Annotated in this window: 20 protein-coding genes and 2 pseudogenes; 13 read left to right on the top strand and 9 right to left on the bottom strand. The window is 69.4% G+C overall.

Translation table 11 applies throughout. From position 1 onward, the window contains the following. The first annotated feature begins 191 nt into the window (after positions 1–191). The 3 genes and pseudogenes from AB0D59_RS15820 to AB0D59_RS15830 all read left to right on the top strand — a co-directional run. On the top strand, positions 192–962 hold the full coding sequence (locus tag AB0D59_RS15820) for a GNAT family N-acetyltransferase (RefSeq protein ID WP_362565536.1): 771 nt from the start codon (positions 192–194) through the stop codon (positions 960–962). Positions 963–1358: 396 nt separating this feature from the next. Continuing rightward, the gene (locus tag AB0D59_RS15825) at positions 1359–5273 is read left to right on the top strand and encodes a P-loop NTPase fold protein (protein WP_362565145.1); all 3915 of its coding nucleotides are present in this window, start codon (positions 1359–1361) and stop codon (positions 5271–5273) included. 76 nt (positions 5274–5349) lie between these two features. Beyond that, positions 5350–5627, top strand: a pseudogene (locus AB0D59_RS15830) (transposase); the annotation flags it as partial. A gap of 163 nt (positions 5628–5790) precedes the next feature. Here the strand turns inward: AB0D59_RS15830 and AB0D59_RS15835 are convergent. Together AB0D59_RS15835 and AB0D59_RS15840 are read right to left on the bottom strand one after the other, a co-directional pair. Beyond that, complete coding sequence (locus AB0D59_RS15835) at positions 5791–6600, bottom strand: DUF3152 domain-containing protein (protein WP_362565147.1); 810 nt, start codon at positions 6598–6600, stop codon at positions 5791–5793. Between the two features lie 295 nt (positions 6601–6895). Further along, a complete protein-coding gene (locus AB0D59_RS15840) occupies positions 6896–7243 on the bottom strand; it encodes a hypothetical protein (protein ID WP_362565149.1) in 348 nt (115 codons plus the stop codon). Between the two features lie 1024 nt (positions 7244–8267). Here AB0D59_RS15840 and AB0D59_RS15845 point away from each other — a divergent pair. The 4 genes and pseudogenes from AB0D59_RS15845 to AB0D59_RS15860 all read left to right on the top strand — a co-directional run bounded on the left by AB0D59_RS15845 (position 8268) and on the right by AB0D59_RS15860 (position 9923). Then, the gene (locus AB0D59_RS15845) at positions 8268–8915 is read left to right on the top strand and encodes a cysteine hydrolase (protein ID WP_362565151.1); all 648 of its coding nucleotides are present in this window, start codon (positions 8268–8270) and stop codon (positions 8913–8915) included. Between the two features lie 215 nt (positions 8916–9130). Next, positions 9131–9466 (top strand): DUF1622 domain-containing protein, encoded by a 336-nt coding sequence (locus tag AB0D59_RS15850; protein ID WP_362565152.1) that lies wholly within the window; start codon positions 9131–9133, stop codon positions 9464–9466. A 21-nt stretch (positions 9467–9487) separates the two neighbouring features. Beyond that, positions 9488–9625, top strand: a pseudogene (locus AB0D59_RS15855) (SDR family oxidoreductase); the annotation flags it as partial. 130 nt (positions 9626–9755) lie between these two features. Continuing rightward, positions 9756–9923 (top strand): type I-E CRISPR-associated protein Cas6/Cse3/CasE, encoded by a 168-nt coding sequence (locus AB0D59_RS15860; RefSeq protein ID WP_362565154.1) that lies wholly within the window; start codon positions 9756–9758, stop codon positions 9921–9923. 747 nt (positions 9924–10670) lie between these two features. On the opposite strand, the gene AB0D59_RS15865 is transcribed toward AB0D59_RS15860, so the two are convergent. Beyond that, positions 10671–11528, bottom strand: a complete 858-nt coding sequence (locus AB0D59_RS15865; RefSeq protein ID WP_362565156.1) for a 3-hydroxybutyryl-CoA dehydrogenase — start codon at positions 11526–11528, stop codon at positions 10671–10673. A gap of 171 nt (positions 11529–11699) precedes the next feature. Between AB0D59_RS15865 and AB0D59_RS15870 the strand changes: the two genes are divergently transcribed. Next, on the top strand, positions 11700–12926 hold the full coding sequence (locus AB0D59_RS15870) for a family 10 glycosylhydrolase (protein ID WP_362565158.1): 1227 nt from the start codon (positions 11700–11702) through the stop codon (positions 12924–12926). 33 nt (positions 12927–12959) lie between these two features. Here the strand turns inward: AB0D59_RS15870 and AB0D59_RS15875 are convergent, their stop codons facing one another. Beyond that, complete coding sequence (locus AB0D59_RS15875) at positions 12960–13160, bottom strand: DUF1918 domain-containing protein (RefSeq protein WP_362565160.1); 201 nt, start codon at positions 13158–13160, stop codon at positions 12960–12962. A 13-nt stretch (positions 13161–13173) separates the two neighbouring features. Further along, on the bottom strand, positions 13174–14100 hold the full coding sequence (locus tag AB0D59_RS15880; protein ID WP_362565162.1) for a DMT family transporter: 927 nt from the start codon (positions 14098–14100) through the stop codon (positions 13174–13176). Between AB0D59_RS15880 and AB0D59_RS15885 the strand changes: the two genes are divergently transcribed. From AB0D59_RS15885 to AB0D59_RS15895, 3 genes are all read left to right on the top strand, one after another. Then, the gene (locus AB0D59_RS15885) at positions 14099–15544 is read left to right on the top strand and encodes a PLP-dependent aminotransferase family protein (RefSeq protein WP_362565164.1); all 1446 of its coding nucleotides are present in this window, start codon (positions 14099–14101) and stop codon (positions 15542–15544) included. The two genes, AB0D59_RS15880 and AB0D59_RS15885, sit on opposite strands and share 2 nt — an antisense overlap. Before the next feature lie 70 nt (positions 15545–15614). Then, positions 15615–16061, top strand: coding sequence for a GNAT family N-acetyltransferase (locus tag AB0D59_RS15890; protein WP_362565166.1), 447 nt, complete (start codon positions 15615–15617; stop codon positions 16059–16061). Between the two features lie 116 nt (positions 16062–16177). Then, complete coding sequence (locus tag AB0D59_RS15895; protein ID WP_362565168.1) at positions 16178–16771, top strand: histidine phosphatase family protein; 594 nt, start codon at positions 16178–16180, stop codon at positions 16769–16771. A 105-nt stretch (positions 16772–16876) separates the two neighbouring features. Here AB0D59_RS15895 and AB0D59_RS15900 read toward each other — a convergent pair whose 3' ends face one another. Beyond that, a complete protein-coding gene (locus AB0D59_RS15900) occupies positions 16877–17320 on the bottom strand; it encodes a DUF6314 family protein (protein WP_362565538.1) in 444 nt (147 codons plus the stop codon). Positions 17321–17358: 38 nt separating this feature from the next. Then, the gene (locus tag AB0D59_RS15905; protein WP_362565169.1) at positions 17359–17592 is read right to left on the bottom strand and encodes a hypothetical protein; all 234 of its coding nucleotides are present in this window, start codon (positions 17590–17592) and stop codon (positions 17359–17361) included. 199 nt (positions 17593–17791) lie between these two features. Here AB0D59_RS15905 and AB0D59_RS15910 point away from each other — a divergent pair, with 199 nt between their 5' ends. Beyond that, the gene (locus AB0D59_RS15910; RefSeq protein WP_362565170.1) at positions 17792–20278 is read left to right on the top strand and encodes an alpha-L-arabinofuranosidase C-terminal domain-containing protein; all 2487 of its coding nucleotides are present in this window, start codon (positions 17792–17794) and stop codon (positions 20276–20278) included. Here the strand turns inward: AB0D59_RS15910 and AB0D59_RS15915 are convergent. Next, positions 20265–20717: a carboxymuconolactone decarboxylase family protein gene (locus AB0D59_RS15915; protein ID WP_362565172.1), complete on the bottom strand. Its 453-nt coding sequence runs from the start codon at positions 20715–20717 to the stop codon at positions 20265–20267. The genes AB0D59_RS15910 and AB0D59_RS15915 overlap by 14 nt on opposite strands. Before the next feature lie 51 nt (positions 20718–20768). Then, positions 20769–21671 carry a LysR family transcriptional regulator gene (locus tag AB0D59_RS15920; protein ID WP_362565173.1) on the bottom strand — a complete coding sequence of 301 codons (903 nt, stop codon included), beginning with the start codon at positions 21669–21671 and terminating at the stop codon, positions 20769–20771. 81 nt (positions 21672–21752) lie between these two features. Between AB0D59_RS15920 and AB0D59_RS15925 the strand changes: the two genes are divergently transcribed. Then, entirely contained in the window at positions 21753–22676 is a 924-nt protein-coding gene (locus AB0D59_RS15925; RefSeq protein ID WP_362565174.1) for a DMT family transporter, read from the top strand. Positions 22677–22717: the final 41 nt, after the last annotated feature.

Raw genomic sequence — 22717 nt, forward strand, 5'->3', positions numbered from 1 at the left:
AACGAGTTTTGGCGGGTCGGGGCCTGCCCCCGCGCCGACGCGGCGTTCCAGCTGGCACAGAGCCCTCGCCTGCGGCGTTGGCCCGGCGAGTGCCCCTGCCGCGGCATCAGGACCATCCCTACACTTGAACCGTACGGCGATCCCGTCGCCCACGCAGTCCCACAGTCCCCAATGCGGACCAGTCCTGCTCGCTGTCACCTGTATCGGTCAGGCACTCAGGACGCCCCGCGCGGGCCCTCCAGGTCCATCCGGCGGAGCGACGCCAGCACGTCGGCTCGCAGCTCCTCGACGCCGCCGTTGCCGCCGCCCGGGCCGATGCCCGACGCTGCGTCATCGCGCAGGCCGAGGCCGGATCGCCAGGCGACCACTTCCTGCCGGCGCGCGGTTTCAGGAAGGTCCTCACCCTGAGGTTCTCCCGCTTGCCACTGGCCGACGCGGACACCAGCACCCTCGCCCGCATCATCGAGCGTCCGCATCCCGGCTACCGGCTGATGTCATGGCACGGAACCGTGCCCGACGGCCTCGCCGAGACGTTCGCCGCCTCACGCCGCGCCATGGACGACATGCCCATGGACGACACCGACTACGGCACCGTGACCTGGGACGTGGACCGGGTCCGGGCCGCGGCGAAGGCCGTCGAACAGCGTGGCGACCAGCTGCACACCGTCGTGGCCGTCGACGCCTCCGACGGCTCGATCGCCGGGTTCACCGAGCTGGTCGTCCCTGGCGACGGCAGAGGTGATGGCCAGCACTACGGCACCGGCGTGTTGCCCGAGCACCGTGGACACAGCCTCGGCCGATGGATGAAGGCCGAGTCGATCCGACACGCCCATGGGCGCTATCCAGACCTCGGCGGCCTCCTCACTGACACCGCCGACAGCAACACGCACATGAGACAGATCAACGACAGTCTCGGCTACACGCCCACGCACACGACACACCAGTACCAACTCGACCTTTAGCGGCAGACGGACGGGCCGGACTTGGACATCACATCGTCCGGCCCGTCCATGCTTTCGATACACGGCCTAGACGAGATACGGTCCTCGCGCTCACCGCCAGGGACTCGACCTCCGGCGACATCGTCGCCCGCCTCACGGAGGCGTACGGGCTGACCACCCCCACGATCACGCGTACGAAGACCTCCGGCAGGCCGCACCGCCGGAAACCGCTGCACCGCTCTCGGGCGGGCCCAGCTACGTCCGCTTGGCCAGACTGAGCAGACCACAAGTTCGTTCTGCGTCCCCGCCTCTGCGTCGAGTACGGGCCTGCACTGATGTCAGTGCAGGCCCGTACGATCTGGACACGTGCGAGCTGCGGAACGGAAGTGACAAGTGGCGCCTCAGCGACCGTGGGCGATGGAGGACATCGCCATTGGCAAGAGTGACCAGGATCTGTTCGATCACCATTCCGTCGCTCAGCAGTTGGCGCGCACGGTGAAGGAAACGACCGGGTCCTTGGCCGTGGGCCTGATCGGACCGTTCGGCAGTGGTAAGTCGTCCGTGGTTGGGCTGCTGACGACCGAGCTGGCAGTCAACTCCGATTGGGCGGTGCTGCACGTGAGTGCAGAACACCACAGCGGCGTCGCCCGGGCACGCGCGTTGATGTACGCGTTGCTCGATGCCGCGCATCGAAAGCAGTTGATCGACAACGAGACCTACGTCGGCGAGCGGTCCTGCCTTGAAGGAAGTCGGCAGCGCACCCTCCCACGGGCGAATCATCAGGCCGATGCTCCAGGGAAGCCTGCCTGGCATCGGTATCTGCGCGCGGCCGGCGCCGGCCTGGGCTGGGTGCTCGCGATGCTCGTGCTCCTGTGGCTGTTGGGCGTCGGCGCGGTCACGGTGGTACACCTCCTGGGATCGGGGCACCGCGTCTCGGCCTGGACCTGGTTCGCGCCGCGGGGGGCCGCTTCGCTAACGGGTGTTCTGGTCAGTGCCGCCGCCATCGCGGCCGTCCTTGCAGCGGGCCGGGAGGGGGCGCTGCAGTCGTTGAAGGCCTACGAGATCACCGTGAGCAGTCCGCGGCCCGAGTCTACCGACGAGCTCGAACAGGCCTTCGCGAGACTTCTGCGTCGCATCAACCGACGGCTGGTGATCGCCGTGGACGACATCGACCGGCTGGCCGCTTCGGACGTACTTGACGCTCTCGCCACAGTACGCAGCTTCCTGCTGACCGGAACCCAGCATCGACACCAGCCGGTGTTTGTCCTCTCGTGCGACGAGGACATCGTGCGTGAGGCAATCGTCGGAGTCCGTCCCGGTCTGGCGCATCGTCCCACTACGCCCGAGACTCCCCGCACCGCCACCGATGCGTCCGCCGCGGCAGAGCCGGGACAGGCCCTGCCGCGGACCGACGATGGGGTGCGCACGGCGACCGAGGAAGCCGCGCAGGAGTATCTGAACAAGCTGTTCACCATTCGTATGGTGCTCCCCGCGCACTATGACGCGGACTTGCGGGACTACGCGGAAGAGCTGCTCATGGGCGATGTTCCGCACCACCCCGTCGTGGCGGAGCTCGGCGGGCCGACGCAGACCCGGACGCTGCTGGAGGTTCTCATCCACCGCCGGGTCCGCGATCCGCGCCACGTCATCCGTCTGCTCAATTCCTTTCTCAGTGACTACCAGCTCGCCCGACGTCGCGAGCGACCGGTCGGGAACCGGCCGGCACGCATCGCACCTGGTGAAGTCACAGGACATCCCATCGAGCTAGCTCGCCTGACCGTGCTGCGCCATGATTTCCGGGACCTGTACGACGCCATTCACGCCGAGCACCGTCTACTTCGCCTCCTCGACGAAGCCCTCCTCGGCGATGAGCAGGCCCTTGCAGACCCCCTCGTCGCCAAGTTCCGGACCCGGAACCCGGCTTCTCGCCTCGACCTGGACCGGAATCCCGGCCTGGCTTTCCTCAACACCACGGCCGCCCGGGCCCGCACTCAGCGCCCGGTCCAGATCGGCCCCCTGATCACTTTGGGTTCTTCCCGGGCCAGCCGCCTACTCGGCAGTCAGATGGCCGTGGAGATCGAAACCGATCTTGTGCAGCGGAACGCGGCTGGTCTCGCGGCGCGTCTGACCGAAGGTGAACACCGGGTACGGGTGGTGGAAGCTGCCACTGCGTCGCTGGAGGCCGCCCGTCCGGGACAGGATCTCGACAACTCCGTCGCAGCCGTCCTTGAGGCCCTCGGTTCCGTCTCAGGTCTTCTACCCACCGACGTGTCCGAGGAAGAGCAGCACGCCGTGCACGCGCTGACGGACTGCGTCATGCGTCAATACGAGCGCCGCACCCTGCCAGTAGCCAGTCACCTGCTCGTTCCCTTGCTCGACCTGAGCGTCCCCGCGCATCTCCCGCGTCTGCGGCAAGCTCTGCTACCCGTTCCGGAAGACCGGGAGGAGGCGCGGGTCTGGGCTGTCACCCTCATCGCCCTGCCCCCGGGCGCCACCTCCGACCTCCTGGCGCCGTCTCTCAACTCCTACTTCAACGCACTCGCCGGTGAAGGCGCTGCCATTGACCTGTCCTTCTGGGAAAACCAGAGCCAACAGCCGAACTCCAGCTCCTTGCCGCCTGCGGCTCTCGCCGCTCTGCTGATCATGGCCGCGCGGCACGAAGACGCCGACGCCGTGCGCCACGTCGGCACATTGGCCACCGACCATGATGACAACCACGCCTGGGACCACTCAGTGCTGCTGGCCCTGTTGGAGTGTCTGTCCTCCAGCACCGAAGTACGCCGTGAGGCAGTCGGAATTCTCTCTCTCGCTCCGGATCCCTCCGCCGACTGGGGAGACGGTGTCGAAGACGGCGAGACCACTCTCCTGGCCACGCAGATCATTCAGGCCGTCGCCCAAGCTCTGCAGGATGATGAGGACGAAGACAGCATGCTCGCCATGATGGAGCTGCTGGCTCGGTGGCTGCCCGCGGCTCAACAGCTCCCCGACGCATCCCTCGCTCAGCAGGCCATCGCCGACGCGACCGCAGTGGCATCCTCGGTCCGCGCGGACCTCGCAGTCGCAGCCGGTGCGATCTTGAAACGACTGGACGAGGAAAAGGCTGCCTCCTGTGCCACCACCATGGCCACAGAGCTGACGGCGCACCGAGATCCAGCCGACGTCATTGGCATCGGCCTGCGGAATGTTTTGGTCGACTATCTCCGACTCAGCCAGGGTTCCGACGCCGAAGCCACCCGCATCGCGGTCACCACCTGCACAACGGCTCTCACCGGAGATCTGGAAGCTGCCACGCAGACCGGACGGTTCGCACGCTCCACCCTGCCCATGCTGTTGACCACTGAGCCTGGCCTCGGCATGACGACGCCGCTGATTCAGCGCCTGGCCGGTTCCCTCGCCGCCAATAACCCCGGACTCGCGCAGGAACTACTGCCCAGCCTCCACGTCCTTCTGCGGAATCCGGCGGCGAAAGAGACTCAGCTCACCGCAGTCATCCAGCAGGCGCAGCAGCTCATGAACTCCGGCACCCCAGCCATCGCGCTGGACTTCGCCGCCCACTACATCACCGCGCCCGCCGTCGATGTCAACTGGCTGCACTGGTTCGCATCACACTGGGCAAGCCTCTCCGAACCCACCCGCAGTCTCGCCGTAGCCGCAGCCGAACGCCCCGAACTGCAAAGCGTTCCCGCGCTGCGCGACAACCTGGTCCAGCACCTGCTGGAAACCGCAGACGCCGAACCCTGGCAGTACGCAAGCACTCTGTGGCAGCAGATCACCACGGACCAACAAAGCAGCCTGCTGGCCTGCGCCGACTCACGGTGCCCGGCACTCGCTCACTGCGCCGTCCACGCAGACGCAGAACTCCTCTGCGCCGCGCTCGTCAAGGCCGGCGATCGGATCAGCGATGTGCTCACCTTGATCCACGAGACCTCGGAATTCTCCAAAACGATCATGCTGTACCTCAACAACCGTATGGAACAGGCAGATTGGACACCTGCTCTCGCCGCCACAGCAATCACGGCATGCGACGACCCGGCTGCCCTCTGGAAGCACACGCTGCCTTTCATGACCGAGGATCAAAGCAGTGCCACCCGCGCAGCCGCGTTCATCGCCACGCTCATCGAGCATCACCCTGATTCGGTACCGGATGACATCGTGGCCAGCCTCACTCCCGTGCTACGTGAGGCAGACACCCAACTCGCCTCGGCCATCGGCCACGCCTTGCGTCCGTTGCCCAAAACGGCACAGAAACTTCGTAGAGCTATGAACGGCTTCAGCAACACCCCCGCACAACGGGCCCGGAATGCCGCGTTCAAGGAGGCCAGCGGCATCTGATCAGTCACCCAGTAGTGCCTGGTCAGGTTCACTCGCCGGTGGCGTGCCCGTTGATCGCTTGTCCCGTTGACCTGTTGTGATGGGTGGGGAGTTGGCCGCGGTCCGGTGCGGTCTGGAGGACTTCGCGGCGGAGATGTTCAAGCCGTTCGCGCGAGCGGATCAACGCCGGTGGTGAGCGGTCTAGCTGCGCGGACTGCAGATGGAGGGGCGGCGCAAGTCGGTGGAATCGATGGCCGCCCGCCTGGGCGAGGACGGCAACCGGCAGGCCCTGGCGAACTTCATCACCACCAGCCCGTGGGACTCGGCACATCTCCGCGCCCGCCTCGCCTGACGATGCAGCACGTGATCAAACCGGGGTACCGGAGTCCGCCCTGGAGGCCCGCGACTCCGTGCCATCGACCTGCGCAGCCGGCCAAAGTCCGCCCCGGACCAGCACGCCTGGCACCGCCGTCCGCATCCACAGACCGCGAGCCGGCGCTCACCCTCCCGCGGGGGAGCCTGCGCTACAGCGCTGGAATCAGGGCGCCGCAGATGCGCGGGGCCCCGTTATGGCGCGGCCGTGGCCGTCGTACGGCCAGCCGTTGATCACGCAGCCGTGCAGACCCTTGATCTGTTGCATCATCACGGGCGCCGGAAGGCCGGCGCCGGGGCAGGACTCGTGCTGGTGGCCGAGGCGGTGGCCGACTTCGTGGTTGATCGCCAGGGCGTGGTAGGAACCGGGCCGCCCCCGGTAGTAGGGAGTCAGCAGGAGCCACCGCTTGATGTTGATCACGACGTCGGGTCCGCCGCTGCAGTTCACCCAGCCGCTGGTGTCCAGCCCGTAGCGGCCGCAGATCACGTCGGTGGTGTGCGGCGACGCCAGATGGACGGTGAAGTCCACCGGGCCGGCGGACACCCTCTGGAAAGCCCATTGGCCGCTGGCCGCCCAACCGCGGGCGGTGTCGTCCAGGACGGCGTCGACCTGCTCGGCGAAGTGCCGCGGGTCCTGGCCGATGCCGTCCTCCACGTCGACGGCGTAGCGCATCGGCCTGCCCCGGCCGACGAGGCGAGTGCCGCCGCCGGCCCGGGTGAAGGTTCCGGCACCGGCCTGCGGGAAGGTGGTGGAAGCCGGGGTGGAAACGGGTCCGGAGGACGGCGTGGCAGGTGCGGAACGGGACGGCGACGAGGCGGCCGTGTGCGTCGTCGGGGCCAGGTCGGCCGTTGGTGACGCGGGGCTCCCGATCGGAGGGCCGGGAGCCTGGTGAGAGAGCCCCAGGGCTCCGGCGAGGGCGAGACCGACCAGCACGGCCGCCGTGACGACGCGGGTGACGCGCACCGAGCGGGGCACTCGGCTCGTGCGTCCCCGCTGCGAGGCGGTGCTCCGGCGGACCGCGGCGCGCGGCCGCCGGTGCCGTGGGGGTTCCTGATGGGATTGCTGATGCATCGTCACGTCTCTCGGATGAGATCCCGCAGAAGGCCGTACCGGGTATCGGCGGGCGGGGCCCAGCGCCAGGCAGGCCGCGGGCGGGAAGGGTGAAGGGCCGTCCTCGGGCGGTGGCGCAGGTAGCGGCCGGGCGATGATGCCCGCAGGCGTGCCTGCAACGCCGCACAACGCGGACAGCAACGGTCACGCGGTGGCGAACTCACGCGGATCGGCTCCGCGTAGCCCGCCCGGGCGCGAACGCGTACGGGGCCGTCGGCCCCCATGGCCGGAGGCCGACAGTGGTACATACAGTGCGCTCGGCTGCGCGGCGTGCTGGGGGCCCGGCAGAGTCGACGACGGCCCGCGCCAGGACGGCGGCGCCGGGAGTGAGGGTTCCGGCCTTGCCGGCAGTCGTGTTCTTGACCAGGTAGCTGCGCTCACCGAGGTACGCGCGGGTGTTCTTGCCGGAGATCAGTTCAGTACGCTCGCCGTCGATAGCCGGCGCCAAGGCCTCGCCGTGGCCGCCCGTGTCGTCGACGGAGTCGACGACGTCCTGGACCACGACCACGCCGGAGATACGGGCGGTGGCGCGGATTACGGCAGCGGTGAGCTCGGGCGGGACGATCGCCTCGGTCAGATGGTCGCCGATCCACGTCCTCGGCGGCCGTCCGGTCGCCCGTCACATGTGCCGCGTACCGGTGGGGCGCCTGCGCGCAGTCGTCAAGAATCCGACCGAACGCGTCCGGGTCCCCGGCTTGTAGCCGGGCTCGCAAATGTTTCACACCGGTACCTGTCCGAATACCGTGACACGGTTCCCGTGACGGCGGTCACAGCAGTGCAAGCGGACCAGGCCGTCATGCACCGGCGGACCGGCCTTCTTGGTGCTGCGTTTCTTCCCGGACACGCGCCACCAGCGGTTGTCCCGGCGGTTCCGCCACGCGGTCCGGACGGCCGTGACCGACCCGGCACCGCGGGCCTCGACGGCCAGGAAGCGGTGGCCGAACTCCGGATCCTCACCATGGGCGTCGGACAACGTGTTCGCGCGATGGGCCTCCTCGATCGCGGCATCCGTCACCGGCCGGTCGAGCCGGCGGTAGTAGGGATGCCTGGCAAGCCTGAGGAAGGACCCGGCACGTGACCGTGACGGGAACCCCGTCCCCGGCCGGCTCCTTCACGAGCGGGTAGATCCTCCTTATGTGCATGACGAACGGTTGGGCCGTGCGGCGATCAGTACCACGATCGAGCGATCACGAACCGAGAGAGAAGGGACTTAACGCCCTCTCAGGAGGGTGCGCATCGACCTCTGCCAGCGTGGCCCCAGAGCGGGCGACACTCAGAGCCCGTTCCACCGGGCCGATGCAGAACGCCGCGTGATGGGGCAAAGTGGAGGGGAAGGCCGAATGACCGGGACGGCACCCCTCAGGTCACACACCCCGAAGGTGAGCACGGCACTTGAGTGATGTCGCCTGGGGTCGGCAAAATCCGCACCGGAAGAGACCTCGCGTCACCGGACCGGAATGCCCTTCGGAAGGGCATCCGCTGTACCGAATATTTGTCATACCAGTGGTGTGTCATCGCGTGAGGAGCGTCAGGTGGAAATCAAGAAGATCGACACGGCGGTTGTGTTCATTGACCCACAGAACGACGTGCTGAGCGAAGACGGAGCGAACTGGGACGTGGTGGGAGCGAGCGTCACAGAGAACAGGACCGTCGAGAATATGGAGAGAATCTTCGAGTCGGCGAAGGCAGGCGGATATGAGGTCTTCATCTCGCCTCACTACTTCTACCCGACTGACAACGGATGGCGAATGAACGGGCCGCTCGAGACAAGCGAGCTCAAGACCCACACCTTCGCACGGACGGGACAGCTCGATCTGACCGGGTTCCGAAACTCCGGGGCAGACTGGCTGGACCGATTCAAGCCCTATATCGAAGACGGCAAAACGGTGGTCGCCAGCCCGCACAGGGTATTCGGTCCGGAAACCAACGACTTGGTACTGCAACTGCGCAAGCGGGGAATGCAAAGGATCATTCTTGGCGGGATGCTGGCGAACATGTGCGTCGAGTCCCATATGCGTCACCTCATTGAGGAGGGATTTGAGGTCGCTGTGGTCAGGGATGCAACAGCTGGACCCCGACACCCGGTCTGGGGCGACGGGTATCAGGCGGCGATCATCAACTACCGTTTTTTCGCACATGCGTTGCTGTCGACCGACGAAGTACTCGATGGAATGCGCTGAGGAGCTCGCGGCCTGGAAATAGCGATCGCGTCCGTCCGATAGTTACGCTTTCAGTAGGCGCCGTTGACGGTGCCGGTTTACTGCGCGGGGGAGTGCTGTGGAAACAACGGTAGCCCGACTGTAACCGGTGCTCGGAACGAAGTGCAGATAGTAACAGAGGTTGCGGAGCGGATTGGGGTCGGCGCGAGAGGGATACTGTGGAGTTCCAACCCATCGTGGAGCTGGTCGGTCGGGGCGTTGACGCCGCAGGCGTAGCCATTATAGTCGTGGGGACGCTCTTGGCGACCGTTATCGCGGGTATCCGACTCAATCGCCGACAGGCGGGTGTGTACCGCGGCTATCGCCGTCGCGTCGGGCGGTCGATCCTGCTGGGGCTGGAGTTTCTCGTAGCCGGCGATATCATCCGTACAGTCGCCGTCGCACCGACGTATAAAAGCGTCGGAGTGCTAGCCGTGATCGTAGGCATCCGCACCTTCCTCAGCTTTTCTCTCGAGCTCGAGATCACCGGGCGGTGGCCATGGCAAAAGCCAGTGGCCGAAGCCAAAGACTGACCCCGCGAGCACAAGCAGCGTCAGGCGGCCGCCACCCCCATGGGGCGCCTGGCACACCCCGCCGACGTCGCCCAAGCGGTCGCCTTCTACGCCGGCGAGGACAACGTCTTCATGACCGGCACCACGGCCGCGGTCAACGGCGGAATGGCCATGTACTGACGCCCGCTGTCGGCACACGGGGCTATACCGGGTACCGTCCCGTCTCCAACCGTCCGGAGAACCCGCGGTCGCCCCCAACGGGGTCACCCGCATCGGCGCTGACGCGGACACCGAGCGGCTCGCTCTGCGCATGCTCCCGCGAGTCTCCAGCCCGGCACCTCACAAAGGCCTGCACATTGCTCGCGCGGAGATCAAGGGCACCCTCACGGTGACCGACCCGAAGGCGTTCGTCACGGCCCTCACCCAGGGCATCGGCCACGCGCGTGCCTATAGTTGCGGACTAATCCTTGTGCGCTGAAGGTTCACCGTGCTCTTTGCACAGGCGGGGATGGTCCCTGCTTAGTCGACGCGGTGGAGGTGTACCAGGATTGCTCCCCGCGCCCGCGGGGATGTTCCCGACCAGATCGTCCCGTACGTCGCCGTGATGAACTGCTTCCCGCGCCTGTGGGGATGTTCCCGAGTTGACCGCGCGCACCATCGACCAGGCCGTCTGCTCCCTGCACCCGCAGGGATGTTTCCAACTCCCCGCGCTCATCGACCTGCTCCGCGCACCCGCGGGGATGTTCCCGGGCCCGACCTGATGGTCGAGCGGATCCGGCTCTACTCCCCGCGCCCGCGGGGATGGTCCCGACACTACGCAACACGAACGCTCATGGTCTCGTAATGCGCAGGTCCCGGCTTCGAACCCAGTTGCCCGCGACACCAGTGCGGGTGCTCGCAAGCGCTGGACGGGCCGCTCTGGACCAGGGACTTTTCAGGGACTTTCAGCTCTGTCCCGGGGACTTTCCAGGGATTTTCTGCTGCGTAAACGGGAAAGGCTCTGACAGCTTCGAAAGACACGAAGCCCCAGGTCGGGGCCTGTTTGGTCTCAGTCAATGCCGCCCACCAGGCCGTGTCCCCGTGTAGTCCACATGGGCTGGGCGAGGACACGCGGATGAGGACCTGGCGAGCACCGCGAGAGCCACCCGACGGTAGTGCCGCCGTGGGCGCTGTTGCGGGTGAACTCGCCCTTGAACTGCGCCACTTGGCGGCGTCGCCGCACTCGCTAGTACGAGTAGAAACCCGAACCGGTCTTCCGGCCCAGCCGGCCCGCCTCGACCATGCGCTGGAGCAGCGGGGGAGCGGCGTACAGCGGCTCCTTGTACTCGGCGTACATGCTGTTGGCGATGGAGACGATGGTGTCCAGGCCGATCAGGTCGGACAGCTTCAGCGGGCCCATCGGGTGGGCGCAGCCCATCTCCATGCCGTTGTCGATGTCCTCGCGGCTCGCGATGCCGGACTCGAACATCCGGATGGACGAGAGCAGATACGGCACCAGCAGCGCGTTGACCACGAAGCCGGAGCGGTCCTGCGCGCGGATCGCGTGCTTGCCGAGCACCTTCTCGGCGAAGACCTGGGCGCGGCTGATGGTGCCCTCGGAGGTGGTGAGCGCCGGGATCAGCTCGATCAGCTTCTGCACCGGGGCCGGGTTGAAGAAGTGGATGCCGATCACGTGGTCGGGACGGGAGGTCGCCACCGCCAGCTTCACCAGCGGGATCGAGGAGGTGTTGGAGGCCAGGATCGCGTCGGGGCGGGTCACCACCTGGTCGAGCACCTGGAAGATCTCCGTCTTCACCTGCTCGTTCTCGACGACGGCCTCGACCACCAGGTCACGGTCGGCGAACTCGCCGAGGTCCGTGGTGAAGCTCAGCCGCGCCAGCGTGGCGTCCCGCTCCTCCTCGCTGATCTTGCCGCGCTCGGCGGCCTTGGCCAGGGAGTTGAACAGCCGGGTACGGCCGAACTCCAGGGCCTCGCCGGTGGTCTCGGCGACCTTCACGTCCAGACCGGAGCGGGCGCACACCTCGGCGATGCCCGCTCCCATCTGGCCGCAGCCCACGACTCCGACCTTCTCGATGTCGGTCACATCGTCCCCTTCGCTGATCTACGGGCGGCCGGCAGGACCTCCGGATCCGGTGCCTGCTCCGTTCGTGCACGTTACCCGTAAGTATCGATGATCGATCGTCCGGGTGCGGGCATCCTGTGGCGCGGAGGCGATCCGTGACCGTACGGATCCGGAGAGTTAGAGGGTGTCACGATGGCACAAGTGTCTCGCAGGGCGTTTGCGGTGGCGGCGCTGTCGACGCTGGCGCTCACGGCACCGGGGGCGACGGCCGCGGCCCGGCCCCGGCGCGCGGCCACCGAGATGCGGGGCATGTGGCTGGCGACCGTCTCCAACCGTGACTGGCCCTCGCGCACCGGGCTGTCGGCCTCCGCCCAGCGCAAGGAGCTGACCGCCCTCCTCGACAAGGCGGTCGACTACCGGCTCAACACGGTGATGTTCCAGGTGCGGCCCACCGCCGACGCGTTCTGGCCCTCGCCCCACGAGCCCTGGTCCCAGTACCTCACCGGCACCCAGGGCAAGAACCCCGGCTGGGACCCGCTCGGTACGGCCGTCGAGGAGGCGCGCGCCCGCGGCCTGCACCTGCACGCCTGGTTCAACCCCTACCGGATCGCCAACCACACCGACCCGGGCAAGCTGGTCGCCTCGCACCCCGCCCGCAAGCACCCGGACTGGGTGGTGCCGTACGGCGGCAAGCTCTACTACAACCCGGGCATCCCGGCCGTGCGCGCCTTCGTGGAGCAGGCGATCCTGGACGCGGTCGCCAAGTACCCCGTGGACGCCGTCCACTTCGACGACTACTTCTACCCCTACCCGGTGGCCGGCCAGACCTTCGACGACGACGACGCCTACGACACCCACGGCGGCGACTTCTCCTCCCGGGCGGCCTGGCGCCGGGACAACATCGACAAACTGGTGACCGAGACCGCCGCCGGGATCAGGAAGCTCCGGCCCGGCACCCGGTTCGGGATCAGCCCGTTCGCGGTGTGGCGCAACGCCACCACCGACAGCCGGGGCTCGGACACCAAGGCGGGCGTCGAGACCTACGACGACCTGTACGCGGACACCCGGAAGTGGGTGCAGAAGAACTGGATCGACTACATCGTCCCGCAGGTGTACTGGCAGATCGGCAACGCGGCCGCCGACTACACCAAGGTCGTCGACTGGTGGGCGGGCGTGGCCAAGGGTTCCGGCACCCGGCTCTACATCGGCGAGGCGCTGTACCGGGCCGGAGCCGCCGGCGCGCCCTCGGCCTGGCAGGACCCGGCCGAGCTCTCCCGGCATCTCACCCAGGCGGCCAAGTACGCGCAGGTCGGCGGGCATGTGTACTTCGCGGCCCAGGACGTGGCCGCCGATCCGATCGGGGCGCTGTCACGGGTGGTCGCCGACCACTACCGGCAGCCGGCGCTCCCGCCGAGCTGACCGGCGCGCGGCCGGCGACCCCGCCGCCGCGGCCTACGGTCGCTGTTGGGTCTCCTGATGCCTGACCTGGCAGTCGGGACCGGGAGACATGATGGCCTCGTGGCCGTCCTCGAAACGGACCCGGTAGGGCGGGTTGCCCTCGGGGCCGAGTACCTGGACGACTTCCGAGACCTGGTCGTGCTGTCCGACCACCCTGCCGTGCTGGACAAGCTGGTCGCCCTCGGATGCGCGCATCTCCAGGGCCTCCTCACGATCGCGATCGTTGGGTGACGGCGATGCACACGAGCACGGCGGCGGCCGTGAGTGGAGCGGCCGCGGTGAGGTGCTCGCCCAGCAGCAGCACCGACCACACCAGTGTGAGCAGCGGCTGGGCCAACTGCAACTGGCTGGCCTTCGGAATGCCGACGGCCGCCATGCCCCGGTACCAGACCACCAGGCCGAGGAACTGCGAGCCGACCGCCACCCACAGCACACCGGCCACACCGTGCACGTTCCAGACGACCGGCTCGTACGACAGCGCGACCACCGCGGCCGGCACGGTCAGCGGCAGACAGCACACCAGCGCCCAGCCGATGACCTGCCAGCCCGGCATGATCCGGGCCAGCCGGCCGCCCTCGGTGTAGCCGGCCGCGCACACCACGAGCGCCGCGAAGAGGTAGCCGTCGGCGGTCGTGAGCGCCCCGCCGCTCTGGGCGACGGTGAACGCCAGCACGGCCGCCGCGCCCGCGAGGGCCGCGGCCCAGAAGGTGCGGGAGGGGCGCACGCCCGTGCGCAGGGCCGAGAAGAGGGCGGTGGTCAGCGGGAGCAGGCCCACCACGACCGCCGCGTGCGAGGTGGTGGAGGTCTCCAGGGCGAGCGTGGTCAGCATCGGGAAGCCGAGCACCACGCCGGCCGCGACGACCGCCAGCCCCGCCCAGTGCCGGCGCTCGGGCAGTCGTACCCGGAGGAACAGCAGGCAGCCGCCCGCCAGGGCCGCCGCGAGGACGCTGCGCACCGCCACCAGCGCCCAGGGCCCGAAGCCCTCCAGGCCCCAGGCGGTGGCCGGGAAGGTGAGGGAGAAGGCGACGACACCGAGTGCGGCCTGCAGGGTGCCGGCCCGGTGGGAGGCGGGGGCGGCCGGGGAAGTGCCGACCGCTATCGAACTCGGCGTGGTAGCGCTACTCTGTGCTCTCATGCAAGAGCGTAGCAGCGTGCTTGAACTGGCGGAACAGCTGCGACGGGACCTCGACCGCTACTCGCCAGGAGGAAAGCTCCCGTCCAGCCGGGCGCTCGTCGAGCGGTTCCGGGTGAGCCCGGTGACCGTCTCACGGGCGCTGGCCCAGCTGGTCGCGGAGGGGCTGGTCGTCACCCGGCCCGGCGCCGGCGCCTTCAAGGCCAGGCCGCGCATCACGGCCGAACCCACCGGGGACACCTCCTGGCAGGAGGTGGCGCTCAGCATCGACGGCGCCCTCGACGTGGTCCCGCGCACGGTCGACGCGTCCGGGGTCACCGTCTGCCTCGCCGCCCCGCCGCCCGGCGTGCTGGAACTCAGCGGCGGCTACCTCCACGCCTCCCTGGAACCCGAGCGCGCGATGGCGGCGGCCCTGGCGCGGGCCGGCCGGCGGCCCGGCGCCTGGGGGCGGCCGCCCCTCGACGGGCTGCCCGAACTGCGCGAATGGTTCGCGCGGGACATCGGCGGCGCGGTCACCGCCGCCGAGGTACTGATCGCGAACGGCGGCCAGTCCGGCCTCGCCACCGCCCTGCGCGCACTCGCCCCGCCCGGCGCCCCGGTCCTCGTCGAGTCCCCCACCTACCCCGGCATGCTCGCCATCGCCCGCGCCGCGGGACTGCGGCCGGTCCCGGTCCCGGTCGATCCCGACGGGGTGCGGCCCGCCCTCCTCGCCGACGCGTTCCGCGCCACCGGCGCCCGGGTCTTCGTCTGCCAGCCCCTCTTCCAGAACCCGACCGGTGCCGCCCTCGCCCCCGACCGCCGCGCCGAGGTGGTGCGCATCGCCCGAGAGGCCGGCGCGTTCGTGATCGAGGACGACTACGTACGACGGCTGGTCCACGCCGACGCGGGCCCGCTGCCCCGCCCGCTCGCCGCCGACGACCCCGACGGAGTCGTGGTCCACGTCGGCTCGCTGACCAAGGCCACCTCGCCGAGCTTCCGGGTGGCCGCACTCGCCGCCCGCGGCCCGGTCCTCGAACGCCTGCGCGCCATCCAGATCGTCGACACCTTCTTCGTGCCCCGCCCCCTCCAGGAGGCCGCCCTCGAACTCGTCGGTTCCCCGGCCTGGCCCCGCCATCTGCGCGCCCTGTCGGCCGAGTTGAAGACCCGCCGGGACACCCTCGCCGGCGCCCTCGCCCACCACCTTCCCGAACTCGCCCTCCCGCACATCCCCTCCGGCGGCTACCACCTCTGGCTCCGCCTCCCCGAGGGCGTCGACGACACAACCCTGACCGCCGCCGCTCTGCGCGCGGGCGTCGCCGTCACCCCCGGCCGCCCCTACTTCAGCGCCGAACCCCCGGCCGGCCACGTCCGCCTGAGCTTCGCGGCGGTCGCCGGGACGGGGGAGCTCCTGGAGGGCGTACGACGACTGCGGACGGCCTGCGACGAGGTCCTGCGCCCCGCGCCCTGAAGCCCGACCCCCGGATCCGGGTTCCGAAATCCGATCGACGCCGGCGCCGCCCACCGGCGAGGATCCCCCCATGAGCGACGCACCCAGCCTCCCCGCGGGCTACGAGTTCTCCGCCGACACCGACCGGATGGACGTCGAACGCGTCCACCACTGGCTGTCCACCGACGCCTACTGGGCGACCGGCCGCCCCCTTGAGCAGCAGCGGCGGGCCATGGCGGCCTCCCTCAACTTCGGGACGTACGACACGGTCACCGGGGAGCAGGTGGCGTACGCGCGCGTGGTGACCGACCAGGCGCTGTTCGCCTGGCTCGCCGACGTGTACGTCGACCCGTCGGTGCGCGGCAAGGGCGTCGGCACGGCGATGGTCGGGGCGATCCGCGAGCACCTGCGGCCGTACGGAATCCGGCGGGTGCTGCTCGCCACGCACGACGCCCACGGGGTCTACGAGAAGCTCGGATTTTCCCCGCTCGAACACCCGGACCAGTGGATGGCGCTCTACTACGAGCCGCCGAAGTGACATTCCGGCCGACTTGTCCGACACCTCCTGACCTTTGGGTAACGTTTCTCCCACCTCGTGCAATTCACGTATCAAGAGCCCTTGACCTGCGCACTTGAGCGTCACACCATCGCCGCATGTCACTTCGGGTCACGTTCGTCGCGGCCGCGCGCAGCTCACCGCTGCTCGCGGAGCGCTTCGAGGACGCCCGCCCCCTGGACCAGGCGGGCTGGGACGAGGTGCAGCGCGTCGCCGCCGACCTGCTACCGCTCGCGGCGGCCGAGCTGCGCTACTGTTCGCCGACTCCGCGCAGCCGCGCGACCGGCGAGGGTCTGGGGTACGCCCCGCTGGTCCAGCTCGCCCTGCGCGACTGCGACATGGGCCGCTGGCGCGGGCTGACGCTGGGCGAGGCGATGGCCAGGGAGCCGGACCAGGTGGACGCCTGGCTCTCCGACCCGCGCGCCACCCCGCACGGCGGCGAGTCGCTGCTGTCGTTCATCTCCCGGGTCGGCGGCTGGCTCGACACCCGCCCGGTGGACGACGGCGGCCGGATCGTCGCCGTCGCCGAGCCCTCGGTGATCCGCGCCGCCCTCGTCTACGCCCTCAAGGCGCCGCCGTCGACCTACTGGAACATCGACGTACGTCCGCTGTCCACGACCACGGTGACGGGCCGCGGAGGCCGCTGGAACCTGCGGTTCGACGTGTCGCCGACCCAGGCGTCACGCATCTGAGCGCTCCGCCGGAAGTGCCGGAGCGAGCCGTCGGCCAGGCGCGGCGCCGTCGTGGCCGGCCGTGCCCGGCGAGGGTGGGCGGCGGCCCGGTCCGCCTGTCCGGTCTCAGGCCTCGCGCACGTAGTCGGTGGTCAGGACCAGGTCCTTCGCCGGGCCGCCGACCCGCCACACCGTGCGCCAGTGGTCGGCGTCCCGGACGGTGAACTCGCCCCGGTAGAGGTCGGCCGCACACGGGTGGTCGGCGACATACCGCCCCGACGTCAGGTCCAGGTCGTGGAAGGGCCGCCCGTCGGCGAACCGCACGTCCGCCGTCCCGGACCGCGGCCCCGGCAGGAACCGCAGCGTCCGCTCGGCCGGCCGTGCCACCCCCTGCCAGGTGAACGTCCCCGACTCCTCGTGCAGCAGCCCGCCCCCGTCCAGCGCGCGGAACACCGTGGCCCCCTCGAACCACCCCTCGTCCCCGCTCGCCAGATCCCGCACGCTCCGCTCGACACGCCAGCGCCCGAGCAGATGCGCGAGCACATCCGCCACCGGCCAGAAATCATCCACGGTCTTGCCTTCGGTCTTGCCTTCGGTCTTGCCTTCGCTCATGGCTTCGGGCGGGGCGAGCCGGTCGGGGCCTTGCGCCGGGCCTGCTGCCGGATCTCCTGGTAGGCGACATGGCTGGTCGCCCGGAACGCCTCCTCGTACGCGGCGAGCGCCCCGCCCAGCCCGCCACCCGCCGTGCCCCGCCGCCGGATGTGCCGCGCGAGCCAGGCGAAAGCCGTGAGGACGACGGCCAGTCCGGCGACCACGATCAGGTACGGCAGCAGCGTCTGCATGCCCCGACCTTACGCCCGCGGTGTCACCCGGCCCGGAGCCGCGGCCGACGTCCGCCCCATTGACGCGCTCATGCCCGGTACCTATCTTTCCGTTCGAAGTGCTGACCGCTGTCCGATATTTCGAACCTGAACGAACCTGGTCGTACCCGGTAGCACCTGGTCGATCCAGGTCAACTCCTTCACGAGCCGCGGAGTATCCATGTCACGCACCACCCGCACCCGGCTGAGACTCGGCCTTGGAGCAAGCGCTTTCCTGCTCGCCGCAGGCCTGGTCCCCGCCCCCGCCCACGCCGAGGACGTCACCGACTACGCGATCACCGTCGACCCGACGGCCCAGGGCGCCGAGATCGACAGGACGATGTACGGCGTCTTCTTCGAGGACATCAACCGCGCCGCCGACGGCGGCCTCTACGCGGAACTGGTCCAGAACCGTTCCTTCGAGTACACGACCGACGACAACAAGTCGTACACCCCGCTCACCGCCTGGACGGTCACCGGCACCGCCCAGGTCGTCGACGACTCCGGCCGCCTCGACGACCGCAACCGCAATTACCTCGCCCTGTCCGCCGGTTCGGCCGTCACCAACTCCGGCTACAACACCGGCATCCGGGTCGAGGACGGCAAGAAGTACGACTTCTCGGTCTGGGCCCGCGCCGAGGGCCGTACGGCCCTCACCGTCAGCCTTGCGGACTCCGGCGGCACACTCGCGAGCGCCCGCCGGGTGGCCGTCAGGAAGAACGGCTGGGCCCGGTACAAGGCGACCTTCACCGCCACCCGCACCAGCTCCACCGGCCGCCTCACCGTGGCCGCACCGGACGCGGCCGCGCTCGACATGGTCTCCCTCTTCCCGCGCGACACCTACCGGCACGAGCCCAACGGCCTGCGCAAGGACCTCGCCGAGAAGATCGCCGCCCTGCACCCGGGCTTCGTCCGCTTCCCCGGCGGCTGCCTGGTCAACACCGGCTCGATGCAGGACTACAGCGCGGCCTCCGGCTACCAGCGCAAGCGGTCGTACCAGTGGAAGGACACCGTCGGCCCGGTCGAGACCCGCGCCACGAACGCCGACTTCTGGGGCTACAACCAGTCGTACGGCCTCGGCTACTACGAGTACTTCCGCTTCGCCGAGGACATCGGCGCCATGCCGCTGCCCGTCGTCCCCGCGCTGGTGACCGGCTGCGGCCAGAACAAGGCCGTCGACGACGACGCGCTGCTGAAGCGGCACATCCAGGACACCCTCGACCTCATCGAGTTCGCGAACGGCCCGGTGACCAGTGAGTGGGGCCGGAAGCGGGCCGAGATGGGCCACCCCAAGCCCTTCCACCTCACTCACATCGAGGTCGGCAACGAGGAGAACCTCCCCACCGAGTTCTTCGCCCGGTTCACGCGGTTCCGGGCCGCCATCCAGGCCAACTACCCGTACATGCAGGTCATCTCCAACGCCGGCCCGGACGACTCGGGCACCACCTTCGACACGGCCTGGCAGCTCAACCGGGACGCCAAGGTCGACATGGTCGACGAGCACTACTACAACAGCCCGCAGTGGTTCCTGCAGAACAACGACCGCTACGACTCCTACGACAGGAGCGGGCCCAAGGTCTTCCTCGGCGAGTACGCCTCCGGCGGCAACGCCTTCAAGAACGGTCTCGCCGAAGCCGCCTACATGACCGGCCAGGAACGCAACGCGGATGTCGTCAAGCTGGCCTCCTACGCGCCGCTGTTCGCCAACGAGGACTACGTCCAGTGGAGCCCGGACATGGTGTGGTTCAACAACCACGCCTCCTGGGGCTCGGCGGACTACGAGGTCCAGAAGCTCTTCATGAACAACGTCGGCGACCGGGTCGTCCCCTCCACGGCCACCGGAACCCCCTCCCTGCTCGCCCCGATCAGCGGCGCCGTCGGCCTGTCGACCTGGAACACCAGCGCCGCGTACGACGACGTCAAGGTGACCGACGCCGAGGGGACCACCCTGCTCAGTGACGACTTCTCCGGTGACGCCTCCCGGTGGACCCACACCGGCACCGGCAGCTGGACCGTCCAGGACGGGCAGTACGTGGAGACCTCGGACACCGCCGAGAACACCATGGTCTCCGCCGGCGACCCCTCCTGGCACGACTACGACCTGCACGTGAAGGCCGCCAAGAAGTCCGGCAAGGAGGGCTTCCTCGTCGCCTTCGGCGTCAAGGACACCGGCACCTACTACTGGTGGAACATCGGCGGCTGGAACAACACCCAGACCGCGGTCGAGCAGGCCGTGGACGGCGGCAAGTCGACGCTGGTCGCCAAGCCGGGGTCGGTGGAGACCGGCCGGGCCTATGACGTGGACATCAAGGTGCGGGGGCGGCAGGTCACCCTCTCCCTCGACGGGCAGGAGTGGGGCAGCTTCACCGACGACAAGCCGGCCGAGCCGTTCCGGCAGGTCGTCACCAGGGACAAGAAGAGCGGCGACCTGATCGTCAAGGTCGTCAACGCCCAGTCCTCGGCGGCCCGTACGGCCATCGACCTCGGGGGCGCCGAGGTGTCGAGGAAGGCGAAGGTGACCACGCTCGCGGCGGCGCCGGACGCGGTGAACACCGAGACGTCCACCGCGGTCGCCCCGGTCGCGTCCACCTTCACCGGAGTCGCCGGCAGGTTCACGTACACCTTCCCGGCGAACTCCGTCACCTTCCTGCGGATCAGGCAGAAGTAGTTCCCTGCGTGGGCTGCTGCCCGACCGGCAGCAGCCCACGCTCGGCGAAGACCTTCTTGGCGACCAGGGTGGCGTTGAGCGCCTTGGGGAAACCGCAGTACCCGGCGGAGTGCAGCAGCGCCTCGACGATCTCCTGGGGAGTGAGTCCCGCGTTCAGGGAGAAGTTGATGTGCACCTCCAGCTGGGGCTCGCAGCCGCCCAGCGCGGTGAGCATGCCCAGGGTCACCAACTGCCGGTCACGGGGCACCAGTTCGGGCCGGGAGTAGATCTCCCCGAAGCCCCAGGCGACGACCTGGTGGCCCAGCTCGGGGCTGATGTCGGCCAGCGACTCCAGGACCCGCTCCCGGAGCCCGCCGTCGACCTGGCTCATGACCTCGAGACCGTGGGCGAAACGCTCGTCACGGGTGGTGCTCTCGCTCGTGTCAGCTCGTGCGTCCATGGAGAGAACGCTAGGAGTTGGAGCGTGCTCCAGGTCAAGCCCGCTTCGCGATCAGCCCCTGGCGCGGATGGTCTCCGCCGCGGCCCGCAGTTCGCCGAGCACGGTCCGTACCGCTCTGCGGGCCGTGCGCTCGGGGCGGTGGAGCGCGTCGATGTGGCGGTGGGCCTCGATGCCGTCGAGGGGTCTGAGGGTGACGCCCGGGTGCGGACGGGACGTCCAGCGGGGCATCAGAGCGATCCCGCCGCCCGCGGCGACCAGCTCGGCGACGACCGAGGTCTCGTTGACGCGATGGACGATGTCGAGCCGGTGTCCGGCCGCGGCGGCGATGGCCTCCACGGTCGCGAGCAGCGGAAAGCCGTCGTGCACGGTGATCCAGGGCTCGCCGGACACGTCCCGCGCGGTCAGGGCGGTCCGCGCGGCCAGCGGGTGGCCGACCGGCAGGGCGATGTCGAGGGGTTCGCGCAGCAGCGGGGTGGCCGTGGCGGTCCGCGGCCAGGGCGGAGCGTGGTCGAGACGGTGGGCGAGGACCAGGTCGTAGGCGCGGGTCAGGGGCGGGAAGTCGGCCTGGGCCACGTCCTCGTCGTGCAGGGTGATCCTCGGGGAGCCCGGGCCGCGCACCTGTCGTAGCAGCAGCGGATAGAACGCGGCGGCCCCGCTGTGGAAGGCCGCCACCGACACCGTGCCCTCGGGCTCCTCGACGTACTCCTCGACGGTGTGGCGGGCCCGGGCCAGGGCCGTCTCCACCCCGATCGCCGCGTCGGCCAGGGCCTGCCCGGCCGCCGTGAGCACCAGCCGGCGCCCGGCGCGCTCGGTGAGCGGTACCGGGAGGGAGCGCTGGAGCAGGCGCAGCTGCTGCGAGATCGCCGAGGGCGTCACCCGCAGCGCCTCCGCGACCGCCGTGACGCTGCCCAGTTCGCCCAGCTCCCGCAGGACGCGCAGCTGCCGTTCGTCCATGCCGTCAGTGTAGCTTCACTACAGGGTTGGTTGAGCAAGTCGTCGTTTACTTCAAAGTGCTGGCCAGGGATCGTGAACGGCATGCCGCACACCCGTCGTACCGATGGGGTGCTCCTGGCTCTCGCCGCCGTCTGGGGTTCCAGTTACCTGACGGCGAAGACGGCCACGGACGCCCTCCCCGTGCTGATCGTCCTCTTCCTGCGCTACGCCATCGGCGCCCTCGTCTGCCTCGCCGCACTACGCGGCGTCGGTTCCCTCACCCGGGACGAGAAGCGTTACGGCTCGCTCCTCGGCCTCACCCAGGCCGCCGTCCTCGTCCTGGAGACCTACGGTGTCGCCCACACCAGCGCCGGGAACGCGGGCCTGATCATCAGCCTGACCCTCGTCCTCACCCCGGTCCTGGACCGCGGGCGGCTGCCGGGGAGGTTCTTCCTCGCCGTCGGTGTGTGTGTCGTCGGCGTCGGGCTGCTGGTGTCCGGCAACGGGCTGCGCGCCCCCGGCGCCGGGGATCTGCTGATGCTCGGTGCCGCGGTGGTCCGGGCCGGTCATGTGGTGCTGGTCGGGCGGGTGACCGCGGGCCGGGCCGTGCGCCCGTTCCAGGTCACGGCCGTGCAGACCGCCGTCGGCGCGGTTCTCTTCCTCGTGCCCGCCGCGCCCGGCCTGCCGGTGCTCGCCCGGACCGGCGCCGCCACCTGGGCCCAGTTGGTCTACCTGGCCCTGTGCTGCGGCCTGTGCGCGTTCCTCGCCCAGACCTGGGCGGTCCAGCGCACCTCCGCGACCCGGGCCAGTCTGCTGCTGGGCACCGAACCGGTGTGGGCCCTCCTGGTCGGTGTCGGTCTCGGCGGCGAACGCCTCACCGCGCTCGGGGTGCTGGGAGCGGCGCTGATCGTCTCCGGGACGTACTGGGGCCAATCCGTCGAACGCGTCCATCGCGCGGCCTCCTCGGAGGCGGTGCGCGATGCGGCCCTCCGCCGTGCCGGCGCGGACCTCTCACGGGCGCGTTAACCAGAAGAACACCTTTCTGAAATCCTCAGTTCCCTTTGAAG

The sequence above is a fragment of the Streptomyces sp. NPDC048417 genome (assembly GCF_040651615.1).
Classification (GTDB): domain Bacteria; phylum Actinomycetota; class Actinomycetes; order Streptomycetales; family Streptomycetaceae; genus Streptomyces.